Source organism: Streptomyces sp. NPDC053542 (assembly GCF_044544685.1).
Lineage (GTDB): Bacteria > Actinomycetota > Actinomycetes > Streptomycetales > Streptomycetaceae > Streptomyces.
This window is the reverse complement of the sequence record NZ_JBITXL010000017.1, coordinates 1-22,759: the sequence shown is the minus strand read 5'-3', so window position 1 is coordinate 22,759 and position 22,759 is coordinate 1. Positions and strand designations below refer to the sequence as shown.

The following is a 22,759-nucleotide window of genomic DNA, read 5'->3' as shown; positions in this document are numbered from 1 at the left end:
TTCGGCGGCTACAAGAACTCCGGGTTCGGCCGCGAGAACCACAAGATGATGCTGGACCACTACCAGCAGACCAAGAACCTGCTGGTCAACTACTCGGCGAAGAAGCTCGGCTTCTTCTGAGCCGGGTTCTTCCGGTCCGGGTCCTGACGGCGGAATGCCGGGGCGGCGCCCTCACGCCGCCCCGGCTGCTTCATACCGCGGTGGTGACGCGGCGGCAGATGGTGAGGAGGTTGGCGGCCAGTGTGGCGGCCAGGGCCAGGCCCATTCCCAGCACCGCGCCGCCCACTCCGATGGCCGGGGCCGCGAAGCCCAGCGCCAGCACGACGAGCGCACCGGCGACCACCAGCAGTTGGTGCCCCACGGCGCCGGTACCGGTCAGGCGGTGCAGGACGCCCAGGGCGACGAGGACGATCGCCACCGGCACGGCGACGGTCAGCGCCGCGCCCCGCGCCGACAGGTGCGCGTGGTGCTCGATGGCCCCGAGGGCCACTTCGAGGCCGGCACCCAGGGCGGCGACGGCCGCGAAGATGACGTAGTGGCCGTATCCCCAGGAGAGTGCGGTCTTGAGGCAGGGCAGCTCGGCCTCCGGGCCGGAGAAGTAGAGCCACCACAGGGAGAAGACCAGCAGCAGACCGCCGACGACGATCATCAACAGCCCGGGGGACAGGCCCCCCTCGCTCACGGCGGACCGGACGGCCGCCAGGGCGGCGAGAATGACCTCGCCGAGCACGATGATGGTGAACAGGCCGTAGCGTTCGGCGATATGGCCGGGGTGCCAGCGGGTGGTCCGCCCCCGGAACTCCGCCCAGGCCGGCACGGCCAGCTCCGCGGCCACCATCACCACGAACGTGACCCACGCCCATGCCTCGGGCGTCCACAGCCGGGCGATCCAGCCGGCCTGCACGACGATGATCCCCACGGCGTACCGCACGGCGGCGCCCCGGCCCTGCGGATGCTCCACCGCGGCCCGCAGCCACTGGGTGACCAGCGCCACCCGCATGATCACATAGCCGACGACCACGATGGCGAAGTCGCCGTGCTCGAAGGCGGACTGCACTCCCGCGGCCAGTACCAGCACCCCCGCCATCTGCACCAGGGTCAGCAGCCGGTACGGCACATCGTCGGTGTCGTAGGCGGAGGCGAACCAGGTGAAGTTCATCCACGCCCACCAGATCGCGAAGAACACCGCGGCGTACCCGGACAGTGCGGCACCGATGTGCCCCTCGGCCAGCGCGTGGTGCAGCTCGGCGGCGGCCTGCGAGATCGCGACCACGAACGTCAGGTCGAACAGCAGCTCCAGCGGCGTCGAGGCCCGGTGTTCCTCGCCCGGGTCACGCCCCTGCATCACCCGCCGCATCGGTCCGCCGTGCTTCGTACTCTCGTCGCTCACGCGCTCCGCCTCCGACCGGTCCGGACCGACGTGTAGCCGGGGTGTACTCCAGGGGCGAGCCCGAGCTGTTCGGCCATCCGCTGGAGCAGCGTGCCGAGCTGCCGGTGCTCGTCCCGGGAGAGCGCCTCGCAGACCTGCTGCTCATGAGCGGCACCCAGCTTCTGGAGCTCGGTCAGCAACCCCTCGCCCGCTTCGGTCAGGTGCACCGCGTACACGCGCCGGTCGCTGGGATTCCGGCGGCGCTCGATCAGCCCGCGTTCCTCCAGCTCGTCGGCGAAGGGAACGAAGCGGCTCGGCGGCATCCCGAGATCGCCCGCCAGCTCGCGCTGGCTGCGGCCGGGGTTCCTGGCCAGCAGGCGCAACAGCCCGGCCTGCGCGGGGGTCAGGTCGAGCCCCGCGATCCGTTCCGCGAACAGCTGCGCGGCGTGCGCGCCGAGCTGGGCCAGGAGGAAGGCGGCGCCGCCATAGTGGCCGGGCCTGCCCTTCCCCTCCTCGTGTTTCGTAGTCATGGAGGCATCGTATCCGCTTGAAATCATTCCAAGCCGGAATCATTATCCTATGTAACATCCTACGTAACGAAGTCATCAAGCTGACTGGGCGGCTTCCCTGGCTGCTGCCTCCGGGCCGTGGACGTGCATCAGGTCGATGAACTCGCCCGCGCGGAGGGCGAATTCGGGGTGGTCCGGGAGGTCGTCGCCGAGGAGGCCGTCGGTCAGGACGGCGGTGGCGAAGGACGGGCCGTCAGGGGTGCGGGCGCGCAGGGCGGCGAGGCGGTCGCGGGCCGGGTCCGTCATGGCGGCCGCGTGCTCGCCAGGGTCGAAGCCGGGGGAGGGGGCCAGGCAGCAGAGGTACGCGGCGACGGTGAGGGCGAGATGGTGCGGCATCCGGCCGGCTCGCAGCTGGAGCAGGGCGGGGCCGGGGATGCGCTGGCGCAGCTTGGCGGAGCCGTCCGAGCCGACCTGGCGGGTGCGGTGTCCGAGCGCCGAGTTGGACCAGCGGGTGAAGAGCTGGGTCACGTACGCGTCGAGGTCGACGTCCTCGGGGACGGTGAGGCTCGGGAGGTACTCGCCCAGCAGGACCGCGCGGGCCGCCGCGGTGACGAAGGGCCGCGCGGTGGACTGCGGGATGGTGTCGCAGCCCGCCAGGGCGCCCAGGTAGGCGATGAGCGAGTGCGTGCCGTTGAGCAGCCGGACCTTGAGGAGCTCGTACGGCTCGACGTCGTCGGTGAACAGCGCGCCGCCCGCCTCCCAGGCCGGGCGGGACGCGGCGAAGCGGTCCTCCAGTACCCACATGGTGAACGGCTCGGCGGGGACCGGGACTTCGTCGCGTACTCCGAGCGCCTCGGCGACGGCCGTGCGCTCCGCGTTCGTCGTGGCCGGCACGATGCGGTCGACCATGGTGTTCGGGAAGGTCACGTTGCCGGCGGCCAGCCAGGCGCTGAGCTCATCGCCCTCGCCGGCCGGGAGGTGCGCGATGAACTCCTCGACGAGGCGGCGCGTGTGGTTGCCGTTGCCGACCAGGTTGTCGCAGCTGAGGACGGTGACGGGGGCACCGTGCGTGGTGGCGCGCTCCTGGAGGGCGCGCACGATGCGGCCGAGGGTGGTCTGCGGGGCGGTGCGGTTGCCGCGCAGATCGGCCCGTATGCCCGGGTGGTCGAGGTCCAGGCCGCCGGTGCGGGGCGAGTACGTGTAGCCGTTCTCGGTGACGGTCAGGGAGATCACGCGGGTGCCGGGGGCGGCGAGGGCCCGCTGCACCTGCCCGGGTTCCCGCGCGGCGACCAGTACCCCGGTGTGCACGGCGGGGACGGTGCAGCGCAGGCCGTCCGGGGAGACCTCGGCGACGGTGTAGCGCAGGTCCTGGGCGCGCAGTGCGTCGGCGACGCCGGCGGAGCGCCCGGCAACGCCGAGGACGCCCCACGGGCCGTCCTCGCGGGCGAGCGCGGCGGCGGTGTAGACGGCCTGGTGGGCGCGGTGGAAGTTGCCGAGGCCGAGGTGGACGATGCCGGTGTCGGCGGGGGTGAGGGCGCGGTGGTGCAGCAGTGCGGGGGCGGGTGTGGTGGCGGCGGTGAGCCGGGTCGTACGGGCGGAGGCGGTGGTCATACGCGGGTGTGTCCTTGCGGTGGGCGGCGTCGCGGCGGTCCGGGGCACCTGCGACTGTGGTCGGGTCACCAGTCGGTCATCGAGCCGTCGCGGCGGCGGGCGACGGGCAGGTAGGCGGGCTCGTACGGGTGCCGGGCGGCGAGTTCCTCGTCGACCTCGATGCCGAGGCCCGGCGCGTCTCCCGGGTGCAGATGCCCGTCCTCGTACGACCAGGCGTGCCGGAACACCTCGTGCACCAGCGGGTCGTACCCCATGTACTCCTGGATCGCGAAGTTGGGGGTGGCCAGGCCGACATGGAGCGAGGCGGCCAGCGCGACGGGGGAGACGTCGGAAGGGCCGTGCGGGCCGAGCTTGATCTGCCAGAGGTCGGCGAGGGCCGCGATACGGCGCACATGGCTGATGCCGCCGGCGTGGGTGACGCAGCAGCGCACGTAGTCGATGAGCTGCTCGGTGATCAGACTCTGGCATTCCCAGACGGTGTGGAAGACCTCCCCGATCGCGAGCGGCACGGTGGTCTTCGCGCGGACGGTGCGCAGCACCTCCTGATTCTCGGCGGGGGTGACGTCCTCCAGCCAGAACAGGTCGAGGCCCTCCAGCGAACGGCCCAGCCGGGCGGCCTCGTTCGGCGTGAGGCGGTGGTGGGCGTCGTGCAGCAGCTTGACCTCGGGACCGAGATGGGAGCGGGCCGCCGCCAGCGCCTCGGGGGCGTGCCGCAGATAGGCGTCGGTGTCCCAGGTCTCCTCGACGGGGGCACGGCCGCGCCCGGCGGGCTCGTACGCGGCGCCGTCCTTGCTGACGCCGTACACGATGTCCAGCCCGGGCACGCCGGTCTGGGCCCGTACGGCCCGGAAGCCCTGGGCGAGCCGGGCGTCGAGGGAGTCCAGCAGCTGCGGTACGTCCCAGCCGGTGGCGTGGGTGTAGGAGAGGATCCGGTCGCGTACGGCGCCGCCGAGCAGCTGGTAGACGGGCAGCCCCGCGGTCTTGCCCTTGATGTCCCACAGGGCCAGGTCGACCGCGCCGACGGCGGTCATGGTGACGGGGCCGCGGCGCCAGTAGCCGCCGCGGTAGAGGTACTGCCAGGTGTCCTCGACGCGGGCGGGGTCGCGGCCGGTGAGCAGCGGGGCCACGTGGTCGCGGAGGTAGGAGGCGACGGCCAGTTCGCGGCCGTTGAGGGTGGCGTCGCCCCAGCCGACCAGCCCCTGCTCAGTGGATATCTTCAGGGTGACGTAGTTGCGGGTGGGGCTGGTGACCAGGACGTCGACGGCGGCGATGCGGTCGGGCTTGCTCATCGGGGGCGCTCCTCGGTGTCGGTGGCGGGGCCGGTCGAGCCGCGGACGTGGAGCTGGGTGGTCAGCCGCAGGGTCTCCGGGCGGTGTCCCGGGCCGGAGAGGGCGGCGGAAATCCGCTCCACCGCGCTCGCGCCGGCCTGTGCCATGGGCACGGAGATGCTGGTGAGAGCGGGGTGGGCGGCCTCCGCGAAGGGAATGTCGTCGAAGCCGACGACGCTGAGGTCCGCCGGGACCCGGATGCCGAGCGCGCGGGCGCCGGCGACGATGCCCAGGGCGACGAGGTCGTTGTGGGCGAGTACGGCGGTGGCGCCGGAGGCGAGCACGCTCGCCGCGGCCGCGGTGCCGCCGGCGGTGGTCTCCGACTGCCTTCCCAGCACGTCGAGTTCGAGCCCGGCCTCCGCCGTCAGCGCGCGGGCCAGCGCGACGCGGTGGGCGTTGGACCAGGACCGCGCGGACCCCTGTACATAGGCGAGCTTCCGGTGGCCGAGCGCGGCGAGGTATTCGATGGTCTGGCGCAGGCCGTCCCGCGCGTCGGCGAGTACGCAGTCGGCCCGGTCGGTCTCCCGGTTGACCAGGACCAGCGGCGTAGCACCGCACAGCCCGAGCACTTCGTCCGCCGCCAGCCGCGGGGAGCAGACGATCAGCCCGGCCGCGCGCTGCCGCAGGTGCCCGATCAGCTCGCGCTCGTGCGCGGGGTCGAAGTCCGTGTCGGCCAGTACGACGGCCAGTCGGCGGTGCCAGCCCGCGCGCTGCGCGCTCTTGACGAAGGCGCCGAAGACCGGGTTCGCGACGTCCGGGACGAGCACGGCGACGGTGTCCTGCCGGGCGTCCCGGCCCCCGCTCGCCCGGGGCACCGGCGCCTCGTAGCCGAGCTCGCGGGCGGCCTCGACAACCTTGCGCAAGGTTTCCGGACCGAGCCGGTCCGGTTCGCTGAACGCGCGGGACGCGGTCGACAGCGCGACGCCCGCGCGTTTGGCCACGTCCGTGAGGGTGCGGGCCACCTTGCCTCCTGGCGGGAACGGCGGGAATCATGCCGCCGCACTGCCTGCGGTCGACGGGCCGAGGGGGTGGCCTGTGCCTCATGTTCGGCAATATTGCGCAAGCTTGTCAATGAGTCGGTCGTTCCAGGTCGTTCCTGGTCGTTCCCGGTCGGGCAAGTGACGACGGTTCTGGTCAAGCAATGCGTGGATGCCTTGCCGCCTGCAAAGATGCACTCGTGGTGCGGGCCTTGTCGCTGAGTGTCGCCGAGGATCGCGGGATATCGCTGTGAGTATCGGGGGCAGGTGGGCCGTGGCCGGCATCAACGAGACGTTGCGGGGGCTGTTGAAGATCGATGGTGTTCTCGGGGCCTCCGTCGTCGACTACTACAGCCGGCTCCTGCTGGGCGCCGTCGGCCACCCCGCCGGCCCCGACCTGGAGAAGGCGGCGCTGGTGGACACCGATGTCGTCCGGGCCAAACTCGCCGCGCTCGAAACGCTCGGCTACAGCCCCGACCGGATGGAGGACATACTGATCACGCTGGACGACGAGTACCACCTCATCCGTCCCCTCTCCCGCCGCGGGAACGACGGCATCTTCCTCTACGTGGTAATGAACCGCGCCCATGCCGACCTCACGGCCACCAGAAATTGGCTCCGCGCGGCGGAGGAGGAATTCGACGTATGACGCCCTGGGCGGGCTCAGGTCCGTGAGTCCGCGAAGGCGGCGCCTGTCGTGAAGGCCAGTTCGGTGAAGCGTTCGCCGATGCGGCGGTGGGTGGCGGCGTCCGGGTGGAGCTGGTCGGGGAGCGGCAGTTCGGCGTGGTCGGCCTCGCCGTAGAGCTCGCGGCCGTCGAGGTAGTGCAGGTTCGGGTCCTCGGCCGCGCGGGCGGCGGTGAGGCGGGAGAGCTCCGCCCGGATGATGCCGAGCGTCAGACGGGTGCGGTCCGCGGGGTCGCCCGTGGCCCGGAAACGCAGCTTCCCGGCGCCGATGTCGCTGAAGTCCGGAGCGGCCGGGCCGGGGGTGTCCTCGTGGATCGGGCAGTAGATCGGCGAGACGACCAGCAGCGGTGTGGTCGGGTGGCCCTCCCGGATGGTGTCGAGGAAGCCGTGCACAGCCGGGCCGAAGGCGCGCAGCCGCATCAGGTCGGCGTTGACCAGGTTGATGCCGATCTTGACGCTGATCAGGTCGGCGGGGGTGTCCCGCAGGGTACGGGCGGTGAACGGGTCGAGCAGGGCGCTGCCGCCGAAGCCCAGGTTGATCAGCTCCACGCCCGCGAGCGAGGCGGCGAGGGCCGGCCACGTACTGGTGGGACCGGCGGCGTCGGAGCCGTGGCTGATCGAACTGCCGTGGTGCAGCCACACCTTGCGGCCCCGGTCCGGCACGGGCTCGACGGGCGCGTCGGTGCGCAGGGCGACCAGTTCGGTGGTCTCGTTGTGCGGCAGCCAGACCTCGACGTCCTTGGCGCGGCCGGGCAGGCCGCTGAAGCGCAGGGTGCCCGCCGGGCCGGGCCGGGTCTCGGCGGATCCGGTGGTCATGTCGATGGTCAGGGTGTTGCCGCCCGTGACGCTGCCCCGGCCGGCCGGGCGGCCGTCGACGAGCAGCTCGTACACGCCGTCCGGGCGGGGCGGGGCACCCACGTAGACCCGCTTGGTGGGCAGCGTGTCCAGCTCGACGGCGGTGGCACGGGTGCGGAAGACCAGCCGTACGCCGGAGGGCTGGGACTCCGCCATGGCCAGCTGACCGTCGGGTATCTGCTTACGGGCCCGGGCGGGCAGCCGGTGCGGCAGCACGCCGCGCGCGGTGTGCTCCAGATCGAGGGCGCCGCGCACGAGGTCCGCGGTGATGGGGGTGGTGAGCCAGGCGTACTCGGTGTGATCTGCGTGCTCGGTGGACATGTGCTCAACCTGTTGGGGTGGTCGGGGTGGTCGGCGGCGCGGGCCAGTTCCGCAGGAGCGCGTCGAGGGCGTCCAGCATCCGTGACCAGGTTTCCTGCGAGTCGGGGGCGCTGTGGCTGAAGCCGCCGCCCAGCTCCAGGCTGACGTAGCCGTGGAAGACGCTGCCCAGCATCCGGACCGCGTGCGTCTGGTCGGGCTCCGTCAGGTCGTAGCCGCGCAGGATCGCCCGCGTCATCCGAGCGTGCCGCACGCCCGCGCTCGCGGCCGCCGTTTCCGGGGCGAGCCGCAGCTGCGCCGCGGCGTAGCGGCCGGGATGTTCCCGGGCGTAGTCGCGGTAGACGTTCGCGAAGGCGGCCAGGGCGTCCTTGCCGGCCCGCCCGGCGAGCGCCGCGGCGGCCCGGTCGGCGAGCTCCTCCAGGGCGAGCAGGGCGATCCTGGTCTTGAGGTCGTGGGAGCTCTTCACGTGCGAGTACAGACTCGCGACCTTGACGTCGAACCGTCGGGCGAGCGCCGAAACGGTCACCTGGTCGAACCCGACCTCATCGGCCAGTTCCGCCCCCGCCAGGGTCAGCCGTTCCGTGGTCAGTCCTACGCGCCGCGCCATGCGCCCTCCCGGTCGTCCGGGATCGATTATGCAGCTTCCTAATAGCTATAGGCAAATAGCTACTACCCTTAGACCTCCACATGTGTTCACTTACTGTTCGAAATTTTTCAGCCGTCCGTACAACCTTCCGCGGCCCTCGATGATCTTCCCCGTCGAGTCAACAGACTCCTTCGAACCTCCACTTGGGGAACATCATGTACAGACGTGCCACTGCCGCCGCCGTGAGCGGCGCTCTGGCCCTGAGCGCTCTCGCGATTCCGGTTGCGCAGGCCGCCGCCGGGCAGACGGGCGACGCCGCCGCGGCCGCCCGGACCGCACACGAGAGCGCCGTGCAGCAGGCCGCCTCGGCGCAGCAGAAGGCCGCGCCGTTCGGGCTGCGGTCCGCCGCCGACGACGGGTACGGCGACACGACGATCTCCAACGTCGTCGTCAACGGCGGCAAGGACGTGGCCGTCGGCACCACCAACACCAAGACGGTGACGGTCAGCTTCACCGCGACCGACGACTCCGGCATCGACTGGGCCACCGCCATCCTGTGGCACGGCGGCGCCACCTTCGACGACATGGACACCGGCGTCACGGGGAACGAGGAGAACGCCGGCTGCACGGCGACCTCGGCCACCACCGCCAAGTGCACGCAGACGTTCACGATCGACCCGCAGGTCGACCTGACCAACGCCGCCGCCGGCACCTGGAAGGTGTGGGCGCTCGCCCAGGGCAACGACGCGGACTACACCCAGCAGGACAACGTCAAGTCGTTCTCGGTGAAGCGCTACTCCAAGCTCACCGTCAACGCCTCGCCCGAGCCGGTCCTCAAGGGCCGGACGATCACCATCACCGGCTCGCTGACCCGCGCCAACTGGGACACCTCCAAGTACGCCGGCTACACCCAGCAGTCGGTGAAGCTCCAGTCGCGCCCCGCGAGCGGTGGCACGTACGCCACGCTCAAGACGTACACCTCGGGCAGCGGCTCGACCGCGGGCCAGGTGAAGACCACTCGTACCGCGAGCACGGACACCTGCTGGCGGTACAGCTTCGCCGGTACCTCCACCACTCCGGCCGTGACCGCCACCGGCGACTGCGTCGACGTGCGCTGACGCGCCGCACGCTCCCTTCCCCACCGGCGCCCCTCACCGATGAGCGAGGAGGTCCTGGTGGGGAAGGGGGCGGTGGAGGGCGAGGAGGGCCTGGTCGTCCTGGGGGGCGCTGGCGCTGTGCCGGCTGACGTCGCGGGCCAGGAAGTCCAGGACGGCCGACGGCTCCGCGGGGTGGCCGGTCTGGCGCAGGTAGTCCTTGAGCATGTGGGGGACGCGGTCCGCCGGGTCGTAGAAGGCACCGGAGTGATCGCGGGCCTCGGTCACCCCGTCCGTGAAGCACAGCAGCATCGCCCCGGGCGGGAAGGCGTACGTCTCCACCGGTGACGCCCAGCTCCCGAGGCTCGTGATGCCCAGCGGCGGCGCCTCCTCCGCGGGCTCCAGCACGCGCGCCCGGCCGTCCGCGTACAGCAGGAGCGGCGCCGGGTGCCCGCGGTTGACGAGCTGCACCCGCTCCAGGTCGTCGCTGAACTGGACGATCAGGGCGGTGGTGAACCCCTCCGTCTCGTCCGGGCCCTCCCGGCGCCGGCTCTCGCGCTGCAGCGCCTCCTCCATGACGTTCACCAGATCGGGCAGGTCGGGCGAGTGGTCGGCGGCGTAGCGGAAGGCGCCGATGTCGACGCTGACGGCCGCAACGGCGGACAGCCCCTTGCCGCGTACGTCGCCGACCATCGCGCGTACGCCGAACGGGGTGTCCTGTACGACGAAGAGGTCGCCGCCGATCAGGGCCATGTCCTCGGCCGGTACGTACCGGGCCGCGATCCGCAGGTCACCCAGCCTGCTGGGCGGCCGGGGCAGCACGGCCCGCTGGGCCACCTCGGCGGCGTACCGCGCCCGGCTGGCGCTGGCGTGCTGCGAGCGCAGGGACCGGTCCAGGCCCACGGCCAGGGCGGTGACGGCCAGCAGCGTGACCTGGTTGGCGATCCCGGCCTGCCAGCCGAAGGAGCCGGCGGCGTACGCCAGGCCCGCGTGCGCCAGCATCGCGGCGAGGCCGATGGCGATGATGCCCGCCGGCCGGAGGAGGGAGACCGCCGCCACCGGCGCGACGGCCAGCAGCGGCGCCGACGACACCGGTGAGGGCGTCAGCAGATCCACCAGCACCGCGAGAACGATCACCGCCGCCGGAATCCAATGACGCGTGCGCGACCACACTGCCAACTCCCTCATCAGGCCATCTTGCCCGCCCGCTGGGCCGCAGGCAGCTCACGGCAAGCCGAAGGCCGCCGAACGGTACCCCTGCCCGGTGGCCACCGGCGGAATCTCTCAGGTGTGCCGGGGCGCCGCCGAGGCCATCGCCGTCAGCGTCCGGCGGCAGATCTTGCCCGTCGGACCCAGCGGCATTTCCGGCAGCCGGAGGAGGAGTTCGGGCAGCTTGCGGCGCTCGAGGCCGCGCTCCCGTTCCAGGAAGGCGGTGAGGTCCGGGAGGGTCAGCGCCGGGGCCGTGCCGGGGAGCTCGCGGACGCACGCGCACAGCCGTTCGCCCAGGTCGGGGTCCGGTACGGCCACGCAGACGGCCTCGGCGACGGCGGGATGGGCGCCCAGCTCCCGCTCCACCTCGGCGGGGCTGATGTTGTAACCGCCGCGTACGACGATCTGCCGGAGCCGGCCGAGGACGTGCAGCCGGCCGTGCGCGTCCAGCAGCCCCCGGTCGCCCGTGCGCACCCAGCCGGTGGCCGTGCGGTAGCGGGCGTCCAGCTCCGGGCTCGCGACATAGCAGAGCGGGGTCATCGGGCCGCGGGCGAGGATCTCGCCCGGCTGCCCCGCGGGGAGCGGAGCCCCCTGGCCGTCGGTGATGCGGATGTCCGCCACGGCGGGGTCGGGGCGGCCGGTGCCGGTCTCCGGGGTGAGGCCGGTCGCCGCGGTGTGACAGTTCACGCCGTCGGAGGAGCCGTACACGGCGATGACCGGGCGCCCGAACCGCCGCCGGCAGGCGTCGGCGGTGGATTCGGGCAGCGCGGCGCCGCTGGAGACGACGGCCCGCAGGCCGCTGAGGTCCTCGCCCGGGAGCGGTGGGTGGTCGGCGAGGCGGCGCAGCATCGTCGGTACGCCGAAGACATGCGTGGGGCGGTACTCGCTGATCATGCGCAGCGCCGCCGCCGGGTCGAAGGAGTCCTGGACGAGGAGGGTGCCGCCGAGCGCCGCGACCGTGACGGGCGTGCCGCAGGAGCCGAAGGAGGAGGCGAGCGGGACGAGCACGAGGTGGCGCGGCGGGGTGTCGCCGGCGTGCAGGGCCCTGATGTACGCGGCCCGGCCGCCGGCCATCGCGTTGTGCGAGTAGGCGACCATCTTCGGCTCGGCCTCGGAGCCGGAGGAGACGAGGATACGTGCGGGGGAGTCGGGGCCGGGGGACGGCGGCGGGTCGGGGAAGGCGGGCGCGGGGGCGTCGAGCGAGCGGGCGCCGGGCAGGTCGCCGGGTGCGAACACCGCGCGCAGACAAGGCAGTTGAGGCAGCAGGGCAACATCCTCGGCGGAGGAGAAGACGGCGCCGCGGGCGCGGGAGCGGATGAGCAGGCTGCGGGTGTCCCGGGTGCCGCGGCCGGGCGGGTACGGGAGCGACACCGCGCCCAGCGCGGCCACCGCCAGCTCGGCCGCCACCGCTTCGCGGCCGTTGGGCAGCCGGAGCGCGATGATGTCCCGCGCGCCCAGGCCCGCGGCGGCGAAGGCGGCGGCGATGTGCCGTACCCGGGCGGCGAGCGTGGCGTAGTCCACCGCGCCCGCCGCGTCGATGACCGCCTCACGGGCGGGGTGCCGGCGGGCGTGCTCGGCGAAGAGGGAGTACAGGTCGCGGTCCGGGCAGTGGCCCCGGGCGGCCCAGGCGCGGCGGTCCCGCGCCGGCACGAGATCGTGGAGCACGACCCCGTCGCGCGAGGTCCAAGCGGTCCTCGGCGTGGCAACTGCTGACTTCGCCGTCATGAGAACTCCCAGGGGGCGAGCGGATACGCGTGCTCCGCCGCCGCGAGCGCCCCGCGGAAGGCCGGGGCGCGCGGCAGGTCGCGCAGGTCGGTGCAGACCGGGGTGGCGGTCAGGCCCGCCTCGTGCAGCCGGGGTGTCCAGAAGCCCGTCGGGCGGAGGCGGAAGCGGAGGAGGGACGCGGTGAGGTCCGCCGCGGCGCCGGGCCCCGTGAGCCGCGCGACCCGCTCCGGGTGGACGCGGGCCTCCGGGCCCAGCGCGAGATAGCCGTCCGCGGTCCGCACGGGACGGTCCAGCGGCGTCCACTCGACCCGTCGGCGGCGGCGCGGGATCACCGCGGCGGCCGAGAGCAGGGAGGAGTCGACGCGCCCGCCGTGACCGGTACGGATGCGGGTGAGCAGCGCAGCCAGTACCCCCTGCGCGGAGACCAGGCCGCCGAGGATGTCGGTGAGCGTCATCAGGGAGGGGAGGGGCGGCTCGTCGGCGGGGCGGAGCGCGGCGGCCAGGCCGCTGCGGGCCTGCACCAGGAAGTCGGTGCCGAGCGGCGGCGTCGGCCCGAGCGCGTCACCCCAGCCCGAGGCCCCGGCGTACACCAGGCCCGGGCGGGACCTGCGCAGGTCGTCGGCGTCCAGGCGCAGCTGCGCGGCCTTCCCCGGAGCCCAGTTGTGCAGGAAGACATCGGCTCCGGAGACCAGTTCGTGGACCTCGCGCCGGCCGGCCTCGGTGGTGAGGTCGATCTCCGCCACGGTCTTGTCCGCGTTGAGCGCGCTGAAGCGGGCCGAGCAGGTGCCCGCGATGGGCGGGATGCCGCGCATCGGGTCGCCGCCCGGCGGCTCGACGCGCATCACCTCGGCGCCGAGCATCCGCAGAATGTGCCCCGCGAGCGGACCCTGCACCCGCCGGGTCGACTCGATGACCCGCAGGCCGCCGAGCGGCGCTTCCGCCGCGGGCGAAGGCCGCTCGGCGGCCCGCTCGGGGAACGGGGTCAGGGTCCACGGCCGGATGGCGATCGGCGGGAACGGGTCCTCGCGCACGGCCAGTACGCTGACGCCCGCCTCGTCGGCCGCGTGCCGCACCGCCCGGAACGGGACGCGGGCCACCGCCTCGTGCAGGGAGCCCGGCAGCGGGCAGCCCGCGGTGCCGAACCGCTGCTGGAAGGGGTACCAGCCGCGCCCGGTATCGGCGGGGGGTGCGCCGAGCCGCCGCCAGAAGTCCTGCCACCGAAGGGGATCGAGCGTCTCCAATTCGATGTGCACCCCGTCGGACGTGAGCCAGGCGCACTCGCCGGGGGCGAGCGGCTCCGGCGCCTCCTCACCGGCGGTCGCGGCGGCGAGGTACTGCGTGACGGAAAGCAGTGCGGCCTGGGCGACCGAGGTGCGGACCCGGTGCAGCGCCAACCCCCGGGACCGGCCGATGAGCACGGCCAGGGCGCCCTGTGCGGCCAGCACTCCGGCCACCGCCGACGCGTAGTCGACGGCGAGCGGCGCCGGGCGGCCGGCCGCGCGGCCGTGCACGTGCATGATGCCGCAGGCCGCCTGGACGGCCCGCTCGTCGGGCAGCGGCAGGCCGACCGGCCCCGCCCAGTCGATCTCGTACGCGGGCCGGCCGGACTTCGGGGCGTCCGCGAGGTCCAGGGCGCGCGCCGCGACCCGCCCCGCGACCGCGGCCTCGACCGGCTGCGCGGGGGCGGTCACGAACCGCCCCCGACTGCCGGACGGCGGCCCTGCGTCGAGTACAGGACGCTGGACGCCGCGCGGAAGGACGGGTCCCGCATCAGCGCGCGCACCTCGTCCAGGTCCCGCTCGGTCATGCCCGCGGCGATCAGCTTGTCCCGCAGGTGGTAGGTGTGGTGCAGCTGGAGCCGCAGCCCCGCGGAGCCGGCGTGCCGGGCCTCGATGAACGGCTGCGGGTCGATGTCGACGAGCCCCGCGGCCCGCATCGCGGCCGGCACCCGCCGCCCCCAGTGCGGATCGCCGCCGCCTGCCCGCATCGCGGCGGCCTTCGCCCGCAGGAAGGCCGTGTACAGCCCGGCCGCGCGGTCGTCCGGGGCGAGCAGGGGCGGTTCGTACGACGTGTCGAACTCATCGATCTGCAGCAGGCCGCCGGGCTTCAGGGCGCGCACCAGTTTGCCGAGGACGGCGTCCCGCTCCGGGAGGTGCTGCAGCACGAGGCGCGCCACGACGAGGTCGAAGGCCGCCTCGGGCAGCGGGTCGGTCACCACGTCGTGCCGGACCACTTCGAGGCGCGGCGTCTCGGGGATGTGGTGCGGCTTGACGTCGGTGGCGGTCACCTCGCCGGTGGGCGCGACGCGTGCGGCGAGCCAGCGCGCCACGCTCCCGCCGCCCGAACCGATCTCCAGGCACCGCCAGCCGTCCCCGACCCCCGTCGCGGCCAGCCGCGGGAGGGTGACGGGGTCGTACGCGGCGGCCAGGCAGCGGTGCTGCTCCTCGCTGTGCGTGCTGTCGTTGTCGAAGACGTAACCAAGGGTGTGCAGTGTGCTCCCCGCCTCTCTGCGTCGCACTTTCAGGTCCCCGGCTCTCAGTTCCCCGGCTCTCAGTTCCCCGGCTCTCACGTCCACTGGCCGGAGCCGCAGGTGTCCGTACGGCCGGTGAGCTGCCGGCGCAGTGCCGTGCGGCGCACCTTGCCCGTGCCCGTACGGGGGACGTCGTCCCAGGTGAGGACGGCCGGCTCGCGCAGCGCCGGGAGGTCGCGCACGGCCTCCCGCCAGCGGTCCCGGTCCAGCGTGCCGTCCGCGGTGACCACGACCGGCAGCGGATCCTCGCCGGGGCTGCCGAGCACGACGCACTCCAGGGCCTGCGGCAGCCGCTCCTCCAGGACGTCCTCCGTTCGCAGACAGCTCAGTTGCGGGGTGCGGTCGACCTCGCGGTCGAGCAGCCGGACGGTGCCGCCGCGGCTCCGGACGCCGAGGTCGCCGGTGTGCCACCAGCCGCCGTGCTGCTTCGCCGCCCAGCGCGCGTCCTCGCCGACGTACGCGAGACCGCGCGCCGCCGTCCTGGCCAGCACGAGCCCCTCGCGGCCGCGCGGCAGCGGCGCGAGCGTCTCGGGGTCGACCACCTTCAGCCGGGTCTTGAGCGGGATGGGACGGCCGAGATCGCGGGCGTCCTGCTGCCCGCCGTCCGCCGACACGGAGCGGCGGGTGTGGAAGCGGAAGGTCAGCGGGCCGGTCTCGGTCTGGCCCCAGCCCTGCATCCACAGCGGGCCACGGGCCGCGCTGGCCTGCAAATAGGCGCGGAGGACGGGCGGGTGCACCGCGTCGTAGGTGCTGATGTACAGCCGTACGCGCCGGAAGGGATTGTCCAGGCGGGCGGTCAGCGGCCGGAAGCGGACGTACGTCGAGGGGAGCGCCTCGACGATGGTCGGCGGGTGGGCGCGCAGCAACGGGTCGGCGGCGTCCGGGTCCTGGCCGGTGACGATCGTGATCCGGCGCGGCGCCAGGCACAGCACGCTCGCGGTCCAGCAGAACGTCCGGCCGTGCGCGTACGAACTGGCGTTGAGCAGCGAGTCGTCGCGCCGCACGCCGATCTTCGGATACCGCACGGTCTCGAACCGGGCCAGCTTGCCGATGATCGTGCGGGTCGAGTGCACCACCAGCTTGGGGACGCCCGTGGTGCCCGAGGTGTGGTTGATCACCAGCGGCTCGTCGTCGTGCCGGCGGTGGGGGCCGGGCACCGGGCTCCCGTGCAGGGCGTCCAGGGCGAGCGTCCCGGGTAACGCGCCGTCCAGCAGGACACAGGCGTCCGCCGCCCGCACCAGGTCGGCGCCTTCGGCGCGCGCCCGCTCCAGTACGCCCGACGTGGTCACGAGCAGGGCGGGGGAGAGCCGTTCGAGCAGCAGCCGCAGCGTCTCTCCCGAGAGCTGCCCGGAGAGCTGCGCGGGGACGGCGCCGATCCGCACGGCGGCGCAGGCCAGCAGGTCGTAGTCCCAGTGGTTGTCCTTGACGATCGCCACCCGGTCCCCGGGCCGGGCCCCGGCGGCGGCCAGCCGGCCCGCCATGTCCTGGACGAGCGCGGCCAGTCCGGCGACGGAGTGTGCCGTACCGGCCTCCGGCGCGATGTCGAACGGCCGGTCCAGCAGGAACTCCGTACTGTGGCCGCGCTCGGCGCACTCCTCGAACAGGGTCCCCATGTCATGCGGTTTCACGTGTGATCTCCCGGTCGGTCGTGTCGTGGGGGCGGGGGCCGCGCAGCCGGCTGAGGACGCGCGAGGCGGCGAGCGCGCCCGCGCGCACGGCGCCCTCGGAGGACGGCCGCAGCATCACCCAGTCGCCGGCGTACTCCACGGGACTCGTGGCGCGGGCCATGAAGGACGGGCGGCGGCGCAGCGCCGAGGGGGTGGCCTCCGGCAGCCCGTGCCGGAAGGCGTGCACGAAGTTGCGCATACCGGCCTGCTCCAGGTCCGGTACATAGCGCCGGGCCGCCTTGGTGAGGCGCTCGACGACCTCCCGTTCCGGCGCGGCGAGCAGCTCGGGGATGGTCCGGGCGTGCGCCATGAGGGTCAGCAGGCCCTTGCCGGCGGGGGCCCGCGCCGGGTGCTTGACATGGTCCGCGATGACACCGGACAGCGTGCTGTCCTCCGCGCCGGGCGTGAGGAGGAGGTACAGCGGCTCGTCGCCGGCCCGCGGCCCGAGCGGCCGGTCCAGCAGGCAGCTCACCTTCAGCGTCGGCGTGAACGTGCACGCGGACAGGAACGCGGCCTCGTCCGCCGAGGGGTTGGCATGCAGCCGGGCCGCGACGGGCGCCGGTACGCAGAGCACCGCCGCGCGCGCCGTGATGACACCATTGCCGATGCGCAGGCCCGCCGAGTCCCGGTCGGCGACCACTTCGTGCACCTCGCTGCCGGTGACGACGTCGAGCCCGGCGGCGAGCCGGCGGGCGAGCAGGTCCATGCCGCTCGCGTACGTGTGCCAGCTCGCCGGCCCGCCCGCGTCCAGCAGCAGGCTCAGCATCGGGGCCGCGGCGGAGCGCGCGGTGTCCCAGCCGAAGAAGCCGCCGGCGACCGGCTGGAGGAGGTAGTCGTGGAGATCGGGGTGGTAGCGCCGGGCCAGCTCCTTGACGGTCGTCGTGCCCAGCGGCGTCCGCTCCGGGTGGTCGGCGTCGAACTCCGCGCGCTGCCGGTTGAGTTGGGCCATCAGGCGCGCCAGGTCCAGGCGGGCGCGCGGGCCGAGCCCGGCGCCGGTGAGCAGCGCCGAGGGGTCCGCCACGCCCGGCCGGGCACGCGCGCCGCGCCACATGCCCAGCCGGCCGCCGATCCGCGGCACGTCGTCCTCCGGCACGCCCAGCCGCTCGATCAGCTCCCAGGTGGCGCGGTAGCCGTGCCGGGGGAGCTGCTCGGCGCCCTCGTCGACGGTGTAGCCGTCGTGCCGGAAGCTGCGCATCCGGCCGCCGACGTGCCGCTGCTTCTCGTACACCCGGACGCTCAGCCCGGCGCGCCGCAGCTCGTGCGCGGTGGTCAGCCCGGCGATGCCCGCGCCGATCACGGCCACGTCCAGGTCCGGACTCACGCGAGGACCCCCGATCCCACGAGGAGGTTCGCCACCACCAGCAGCGCCACGCTCAGGCGGTGCACTCGGAAGCCGGTCCGCCGGGCCCGCATGATGTCGCCGCGCACGAAGCCGGTGACGAACTGCTTCGTCCGCAGCGCCGTCGCGGGCAGCATCAGCAGCACGAACCACCACGGGGCGATGCCGGTGGCCGAGGCGACGGCGCCGAGCAGGAACTCCGCGGCCGACAGGCAGCCGATGAACACGGCGTTGCCGCGCTCCGAGACCAGCGCCGCCACGGTCGGCCGCCCGACGGCCCGGTCGCCCTCGACGTCGTTGGTGTTGGAGTACACCCCGAACATCAGCGGCCCGAACCCGAACAGCACGCCCTGCACGAGCAGGAACCCGGAGAAGTGGCCCTCGGCGAGGCCGTACGGCGCGACGACCAGCACCACGCCCAGCGCGACGAGAAACGCCTCCTGGAAGCCGTGATAGCTGATCTTCAGGCCGTAGGAGTACTGGAGGGACACCACGAACAGGGCCGCGATCAGCACCAACGCCCACGTCGGACGGTGCGGCGCGACGGTCACGGCGGCGGCCCACAGGAGCGCGCCGATCAGCGCGGTCACCCAGGCGAAGCCGAGTGCCTCGCGTTCCGTCAGGGTGCCGGCCACCAGTGGCTTGCGCAGCTTGTTGCGCAGCGGGTTGTCCGGGCCGTAGTTCTGGGTGTCGCTGCCGTCGCGGAAGCCGGTCACGTCGTCCAGCGCGACCATCGCCATGATCACGAACACCTGGCCGAGCAGGAAGATCACGAGCATCGTGGCGGTGGGCCGGTCGAACCGGGCGGCGGGCAGCAGCACGGCGGCCAGCACCACCAGGATGCTGAGGTAGTAGTCGAAGACGTCGAGCTTGCCCAGCCGGGCGTAGCTGCGGAGCCGGTGCTCCGCCCGCCCCGTGGCGGCGTGCGGCAGCCCGGCCGGTAGGTCGTGGTGCGCCATCTGCTTGGTTCCCCTCTGAGTTGGTCGCTTGGTGCTGAGCCGCTCGCCGGTCGGTCGCTCGCGGCTCGGTCGCTCGCTGGTCGTGCGTTGCGCTCGCTGGTCGTGCGCCCGTTGGTCGTGCGCCCGCTGGTCAGTCGTTCGCCGGCCGGTCGGCAGCGAACGCGCACACGGCGTCGGCGACGTACTCGACCTGCGCGTCGGTCAGATGCGGGTACACCGGCAGCGCGAGGGCCTGCCGGCCCGCCTGCTCGGCGTGCGGCCACCGGTCCCCGGGCGCGGCGTACACGGCGAACGCGGGCTGCAGCGGCAGCGGGAGCGGGTAGTACGCGTGCGACTCGATGCCGCGCCCCCGCAGCTGCCGCTCCAGCTCCTGCCGCCGCTCCGTGAGCACCGCGTAGACGTAGTAGCAGCGGCCGTCCCGGCCCGCGGGCGGCGGGACCACGCCCCGCTCCGCCAGCGGCGCGAACCGCTCGGTGTAGTACGCGGCGATGGCGGCGCGCCGCTCCAGCCGCCGCGCGAGCCCGCCGAAGCGGTGGATCTGGAACGCAGCCTGGATCTCGTCGAACCTGCTGTTCCGCCCGATGACGTGGTGCAGGAACCGGTTGTGGCCGTCCTGGCCGTGGTTGCGCAGCATCCGCACCCGCTCCCCGAGGGCGGGGTCCCGGGTCACCACCACGCCGCCCTCGCCGGGCATCCCGAAGGACTTCACCTGCACGAACGAGAACACCCCGGCCTCGCCCCACAGTCCGGCGGGCGTGCCGCCCAGCACCGCGCCCTGCGCGACGGCGGAGTCTTCGACGAGCCGGGCCCCGTGGCGCCGCGCCAGATCGGCGAACTGCGGCATGTCGGCCATGACGGAGAAGATGTGCGCCGGCATGACCGCCTTGGTGCGCTCGGTGATCCGCTTCTCCGCCTCGGCGGGGTCGGCGACCATCGTGTGCGGCCGGACGTCGGCGAACACCGGCGTGGCGCCGAGGTGCACGACGGAAGAGGCGAGCGGGGCACAGCCGAAGGCCGGTACCACCACCTCGTCGCCGGGGCCCACGTCCAGCGCGGCGAGCACCAGGTCCAGCGCCGAGGTCCCGCTGCTGCAGGCGACCACGTCGGCGGCGCCGAGCGACTCCTTGAGCAAGTGCTCGAACCTGCGGGTGTGTTCCCCGAGAATGAAGCGCTGTTCCGGCGCGAGGCCGATGTCGCGGAGGAGGCCGAGCAGTACCTCGCGGTCGTCCTCGAACAGGTCCGGCGGGAAGAACGGAATACGCGGCGGTACGGTCATTCCGGCCTCCCTCGGTAGAACGCGCTGATCGCCTCGCAGACGCGGTCGAGCTGCCGCTCGGAAAGGTCCGGATGGAATGGCAGCGCCACCGCGCGCTCGCTCGCCGCCTCGGCATGCGGGAAGTCGCCCCGGGAACGGCCGATTTCCGCGAAACAGGGCTGCAGATGCAGCGGGGTCGGGTAATAGACCTCGGTGCCGATGCCCTGCCGGGCGAGATGACCGACCAGTTCATCCCGGCGTTCGACTTCAATCAGATAAACGTAGAAAACCGGCGAGGAGTCCGGTCCGCGGTCGACCACTTCGGGCAGTCGCAGGACGCCGGGAATTTCCCTGAGCCGTTCCCCGTAGGCCGCGGCCAGTTCGCCGCGGCGCGCGATGTCGGCGTCCAGCCGGGTCAGTTTGGCCAGCAGCACCGCTGCCTGGATGTCGTCCATCTTGCTGTTCACACCGGGTAACGCGCTTCGTGTCGCGATCGTGGGGAAGTCGTCGACGGTGCGGCCGAGCCGGCCGTGGTGCCGCAGGCCGGAGACCAGCTCCGCGGTCCCGGGATCGTCGGTGAGCACCGCGCCGGCGTCGCCGAGCGCGCCCAGCGTCTTGCTGGGGAAGAACGACAGCACCCCGCCCGCGCCGTGCAGTCCGGCGTGCACACCGCCCTGCCGCATGCCGATCGCCTCCGCGCTGTCCTCCAGCAGCACCAGGCCGTGCCGGGCGGCCACACCGGCCAGTCCCGCCATGTCGGCCATCTGATGGAAGAGATGCGCGGGCATGACGAAACGGCTGGTTGGGGAGACGGCGGCGGCCAGCGCCGCGGGGTCCATCGCGTACGTCACGGGGTCGATGTCGACGAACTGGGGCCGGCCCCCGGCGAGCGCCACCGACGTGGCGGTGGCCGCGAAGGAGTACGCGGGCACCAGGACGCCGTCGCCGGGCCGGATGCCGCACGCGCGCAACAGCAGCACCAGTGCGTCCGTGCCGCTGTTCACTCCGATCACATGGCGCGCTCCCGTGTACGCGGCCAACGCGCTTTCCAGCTCAGCCACTTGTCTGCCGTGTGAGAATTTCCCGTTGTCGAACACCTCGTTCACGCGGGCTTCGATCAATGGCCACAGTCCCGCGAAGCTCTCCGCCTGGGAGAAGAATGGGACTGTATGACAATGCGCGTTCATGTCGAGAGCTACCTCGACCACCCCCTGCTACACATTCGGCGGTTTCCCGCAGGGTGAGTGATCCCCCGTTCGCAGCAATCGACACGTGCCCCCTGGCATATTCACACTTTGCGGTAAGTCCTCTTCATATTTCTTGACTCCACTATTGATGGCACGCAGCATTCGCTTGTCCGATGAACGGCGCGGATGCCGCGCACCGCTTATTTGGAGGAAGATGCTGCAGCCCCTCGTGATCGGGCTGGGCCGGTCCGGAGCGGGACTTCACACGAAGGCTCCCGCACGCCTGGCCTCCTTACCCGAAGGTCCCCCGGTCACCGGCCGGTTGACCGCCTGCGACCCGCGCACCGTCCGCGCGGGACGGCGCCTCGAAGAGGTACTGGCCGGACCGGCGCCGCACGCGACGACGCCTGCCGCTTCGGCGACGACGCCCGCCGCTTCGGAAGGAGCCCGTTCCGTATGACCCACCCAGCCAAGGACCCGGCGAACCACGCACCGCGGCAGCCGGTACTGGTCGCGTACGACGCCCTGCGCACGGCCGTCACCGGCCTGTTCGCCTCGTACGGCATCCCGCGGCGGCGCGCTGACGGGGACTTCACCGGCGCCGCGCGGGCCCTGTTCGGCACGCTGCTGGCCTGCCCGCCCGTGCAGGAGAACCGCCCCGTGCGCTCTCCGGGCTGGTGGGAGGCGGAACGGGCGGAGACACGCCGCCGCGAAGGCATTCCCCTGCCGGCCCACCTCCACGAAGAGCTCACCGCCCTCGGCGTCCTCTCCCCGGCGAAGGGAGCGGCGCGATGACGCCCCGCCGCATCGGCGTCATCGGACTGCGCGCGGCGGGCACGCCGGCCCGGCACCGCGGCGCCGCGGACAACGGCCTCGCCGCGCCGGAGCTGGTGGCGGCGGGCTACCGCACGGAACACGCCGTGACCACAGGCACGACAGACAGGGGAGACCAGTGACCGGACGCATGTCCCGCGGGTACGGCGCCTTGCACGAGAACCGCGCCTCGCACGAGGACGGCGCGAAGCGCTCCGTGCGCGGCGACCTCGTGAAGATCCTGCTGCACCGCCGGACGGACCGCGGCATGACGCTCGAACCGCACGCGAGCCGCTGCGTACGGCGCGGCGAGGTCCATGAACTGGTCACTACCGACCAGCGGGAGACCGCCCCGGGCTCGCGTATCGACCGGGTCGGCTTCCTCGGCTTCGTGGAGCTGGCCTGCGCCGGGGTGATCGACCGCGGGGACGACGTCTGGATCGACGGCCTCTGCATCGGCACTGTCGTCGGCTTCGACGCCTGCCACTTCCCCAACCACTACAACATCCTGATCGGCACCGGCCGGCTCGTCACCGGCAGCGACCTGGAGCTGTGCCCCGAACTCCCGGTCGCCTTCACCCAGGCGCCGTCCGCCGGCCACTGACTCCTCACGGACGCGGGGGGGGGGGGGGGGGGGGGGGGGGGGGGGGGGGCGCCGGCGCGCGGGGGGGGGGGGGGGGGGGGGGGGGGCCGGCGGCCCCCCCCCCGCCCCCCCCGCCGGCCGCCCCCCCCGCCGCCCCGCCC

Annotated in this window: 21 protein-coding genes; 5 read left to right on the top strand and 16 right to left on the bottom strand. The window is 73.3% G+C overall.

The window, feature by feature from the left end; translation table 11 throughout:
• Positions 1-190: 190 nt before the first annotated feature.
• The 5 genes from ACIGXO_RS33500 to ACIGXO_RS33480 form a co-directional block, all read right to left on the bottom strand.
• The gene (locus tag ACIGXO_RS33500; protein ID WP_399794456.1) at positions 191-1,345 is read right to left on the bottom strand and encodes a low temperature requirement protein A; all 1,155 of its coding nucleotides are present in this window, start codon (positions 1,343-1,345) and stop codon (positions 191-193) included.
• Between the two features lie 41 nt (positions 1,346-1,386).
• A complete protein-coding gene (locus ACIGXO_RS33495) occupies positions 1,387-1,899 on the bottom strand; it encodes a MarR family winged helix-turn-helix transcriptional regulator (RefSeq protein WP_399794452.1) in 513 nt (170 codons plus the stop codon).
• Between the two features lie 75 nt (positions 1,900-1,974).
• A complete protein-coding gene (locus ACIGXO_RS33490; RefSeq protein WP_399794450.1) occupies positions 1,975-3,489 on the bottom strand; it encodes a mannitol dehydrogenase family protein in 1,515 nt (504 codons plus the stop codon).
• Positions 3,490-3,554: 65 nt separating this feature from the next.
• Positions 3,555-4,778 (bottom strand): D-mannonate dehydratase ManD, encoded by a 1,224-nt coding sequence (gene manD / locus ACIGXO_RS33485; RefSeq protein WP_399794447.1) that lies wholly within the window; start codon positions 4,776-4,778, stop codon positions 3,555-3,557.
• Positions 4,775-5,779 carry a LacI family DNA-binding transcriptional regulator gene (locus ACIGXO_RS33480; RefSeq protein ID WP_399794445.1) on the bottom strand — a complete coding sequence of 335 codons (1,005 nt, stop codon included), beginning with the start codon at positions 5,777-5,779 and terminating at the stop codon, positions 4,775-4,777. Before ACIGXO_RS33480 ends, manD begins: the two co-directional genes overlap by 4 nt.
• Before the next feature lie 289 nt (positions 5,780-6,068).
• Between ACIGXO_RS33480 and ACIGXO_RS33475 the strand changes: the two genes are divergently transcribed.
• Positions 6,069-6,443 (top strand): hypothetical protein, encoded by a 375-nt coding sequence (locus tag ACIGXO_RS33475; protein WP_399794443.1) that lies wholly within the window; start codon positions 6,069-6,071, stop codon positions 6,441-6,443.
• 14 nt (positions 6,444-6,457) lie between these two features.
• Here the strand turns inward: ACIGXO_RS33475 and ACIGXO_RS33470 are convergent, their stop codons facing one another.
• On the bottom strand, positions 6,458-7,654 hold the full coding sequence (locus ACIGXO_RS33470) for a GDSL-type esterase/lipase family protein (RefSeq protein ID WP_399794441.1): 1,197 nt from the start codon (positions 7,652-7,654) through the stop codon (positions 6,458-6,460).
• A gap of 4 nt (positions 7,655-7,658) precedes the next feature.
• A complete protein-coding gene (locus ACIGXO_RS33465) occupies positions 7,659-8,258 on the bottom strand; it encodes a TetR/AcrR family transcriptional regulator (protein ID WP_399794439.1) in 600 nt (199 codons plus the stop codon).
• A gap of 221 nt (positions 8,259-8,479) precedes the next feature.
• Here ACIGXO_RS33465 and ACIGXO_RS33460 point away from each other — a divergent pair, with 221 nt between their 5' ends.
• Positions 8,480-9,355, top strand: coding sequence for a DUF5707 domain-containing protein (locus ACIGXO_RS33460; RefSeq protein WP_399794436.1), 876 nt, complete (start codon positions 8,480-8,482; stop codon positions 9,353-9,355).
• Positions 9,356-9,388: 33 nt separating this feature from the next.
• Here the strand turns inward: ACIGXO_RS33460 and ACIGXO_RS33455 are convergent, their stop codons facing one another.
• The 9 genes from ACIGXO_RS33455 to ACIGXO_RS33415 form a co-directional block, all read right to left on the bottom strand.
• On the bottom strand, positions 9,389-10,519 hold the full coding sequence (locus ACIGXO_RS33455) for a PP2C family protein-serine/threonine phosphatase (RefSeq protein ID WP_399794434.1): 1,131 nt from the start codon (positions 10,517-10,519) through the stop codon (positions 9,389-9,391).
• 96 nt (positions 10,520-10,615) lie between these two features.
• On the bottom strand, positions 10,616-12,265 hold the full coding sequence (locus tag ACIGXO_RS33450) for a class I adenylate-forming enzyme family protein (RefSeq protein ID WP_399794432.1): 1,650 nt from the start codon (positions 12,263-12,265) through the stop codon (positions 10,616-10,618).
• Positions 12,262-13,956 carry a CoA transferase gene (locus ACIGXO_RS33445; protein WP_399794430.1) on the bottom strand — a complete coding sequence of 565 codons (1,695 nt, stop codon included), beginning with the start codon at positions 13,954-13,956 and terminating at the stop codon, positions 12,262-12,264. Before ACIGXO_RS33445 ends, ACIGXO_RS33450 begins: the two co-directional genes overlap by 4 nt.
• A complete protein-coding gene (locus ACIGXO_RS33440) occupies positions 13,953-14,783 on the bottom strand; it encodes a methyltransferase (RefSeq protein WP_399794428.1) in 831 nt (276 codons plus the stop codon). Before ACIGXO_RS33440 ends, ACIGXO_RS33445 begins: the two co-directional genes overlap by 4 nt.
• A 47-nt stretch (positions 14,784-14,830) precedes the next feature.
• Positions 14,831-16,423 carry a class I adenylate-forming enzyme family protein gene (locus ACIGXO_RS33435; RefSeq protein WP_399794426.1) on the bottom strand — a complete coding sequence of 531 codons (1,593 nt, stop codon included), beginning with the start codon at positions 16,421-16,423 and terminating at the stop codon, positions 14,831-14,833.
• Positions 16,410-17,783 (bottom strand): protoporphyrinogen/coproporphyrinogen oxidase, encoded by a 1,374-nt coding sequence (locus ACIGXO_RS33430; RefSeq protein WP_399794424.1) that lies wholly within the window; start codon positions 17,781-17,783, stop codon positions 16,410-16,412. Before ACIGXO_RS33430 ends, ACIGXO_RS33435 begins: the two co-directional genes overlap by 14 nt.
• A complete protein-coding gene (locus ACIGXO_RS33425) occupies positions 17,780-18,760 on the bottom strand; it encodes a UbiA family prenyltransferase (RefSeq protein WP_399794422.1) in 981 nt (326 codons plus the stop codon). The genes ACIGXO_RS33430 and ACIGXO_RS33425 overlap by 4 nt, the downstream gene beginning before the upstream one ends.
• A gap of 130 nt (positions 18,761-18,890) precedes the next feature.
• Positions 18,891-20,036: a DegT/DnrJ/EryC1/StrS family aminotransferase gene (locus ACIGXO_RS33420; protein WP_399794421.1), complete on the bottom strand. Its 1,146-nt coding sequence runs from the start codon at positions 20,034-20,036 to the stop codon at positions 18,891-18,893.
• On the bottom strand, positions 20,033-21,202 hold the full coding sequence (locus tag ACIGXO_RS33415) for a DegT/DnrJ/EryC1/StrS family aminotransferase (RefSeq protein WP_399794454.1): 1,170 nt from the start codon (positions 21,200-21,202) through the stop codon (positions 20,033-20,035). Before ACIGXO_RS33415 ends, ACIGXO_RS33420 begins: the two co-directional genes overlap by 4 nt.
• Before the next feature lie 456 nt (positions 21,203-21,658).
• Here ACIGXO_RS33415 and ACIGXO_RS33410 point away from each other — a divergent pair, with 456 nt between their 5' ends.
• The 3 genes from ACIGXO_RS33410 to ACIGXO_RS33400 are packed head-to-tail and all read left to right on the top strand — an operon-like array spanning position 21,659 to position 22,619.
• Positions 21,659-21,997 carry a hypothetical protein gene (locus tag ACIGXO_RS33410; protein WP_399794419.1) on the top strand — a complete coding sequence of 113 codons (339 nt, stop codon included), beginning with the start codon at positions 21,659-21,661 and terminating at the stop codon, positions 21,995-21,997.
• The gene (locus ACIGXO_RS33405) at positions 21,994-22,158 is read left to right on the top strand and encodes a hypothetical protein (RefSeq protein ID WP_399794417.1); all 165 of its coding nucleotides are present in this window, start codon (positions 21,994-21,996) and stop codon (positions 22,156-22,158) included. Before ACIGXO_RS33410 ends, ACIGXO_RS33405 begins: the two co-directional genes overlap by 4 nt.
• Positions 22,155-22,619 carry a DUF6917 domain-containing protein gene (locus tag ACIGXO_RS33400; protein WP_399794415.1) on the top strand — a complete coding sequence of 155 codons (465 nt, stop codon included), beginning with the start codon at positions 22,155-22,157 and terminating at the stop codon, positions 22,617-22,619. The genes ACIGXO_RS33405 and ACIGXO_RS33400 overlap by 4 nt, the downstream gene beginning before the upstream one ends.
• Positions 22,620-22,759: the final 140 nt, after the last annotated feature.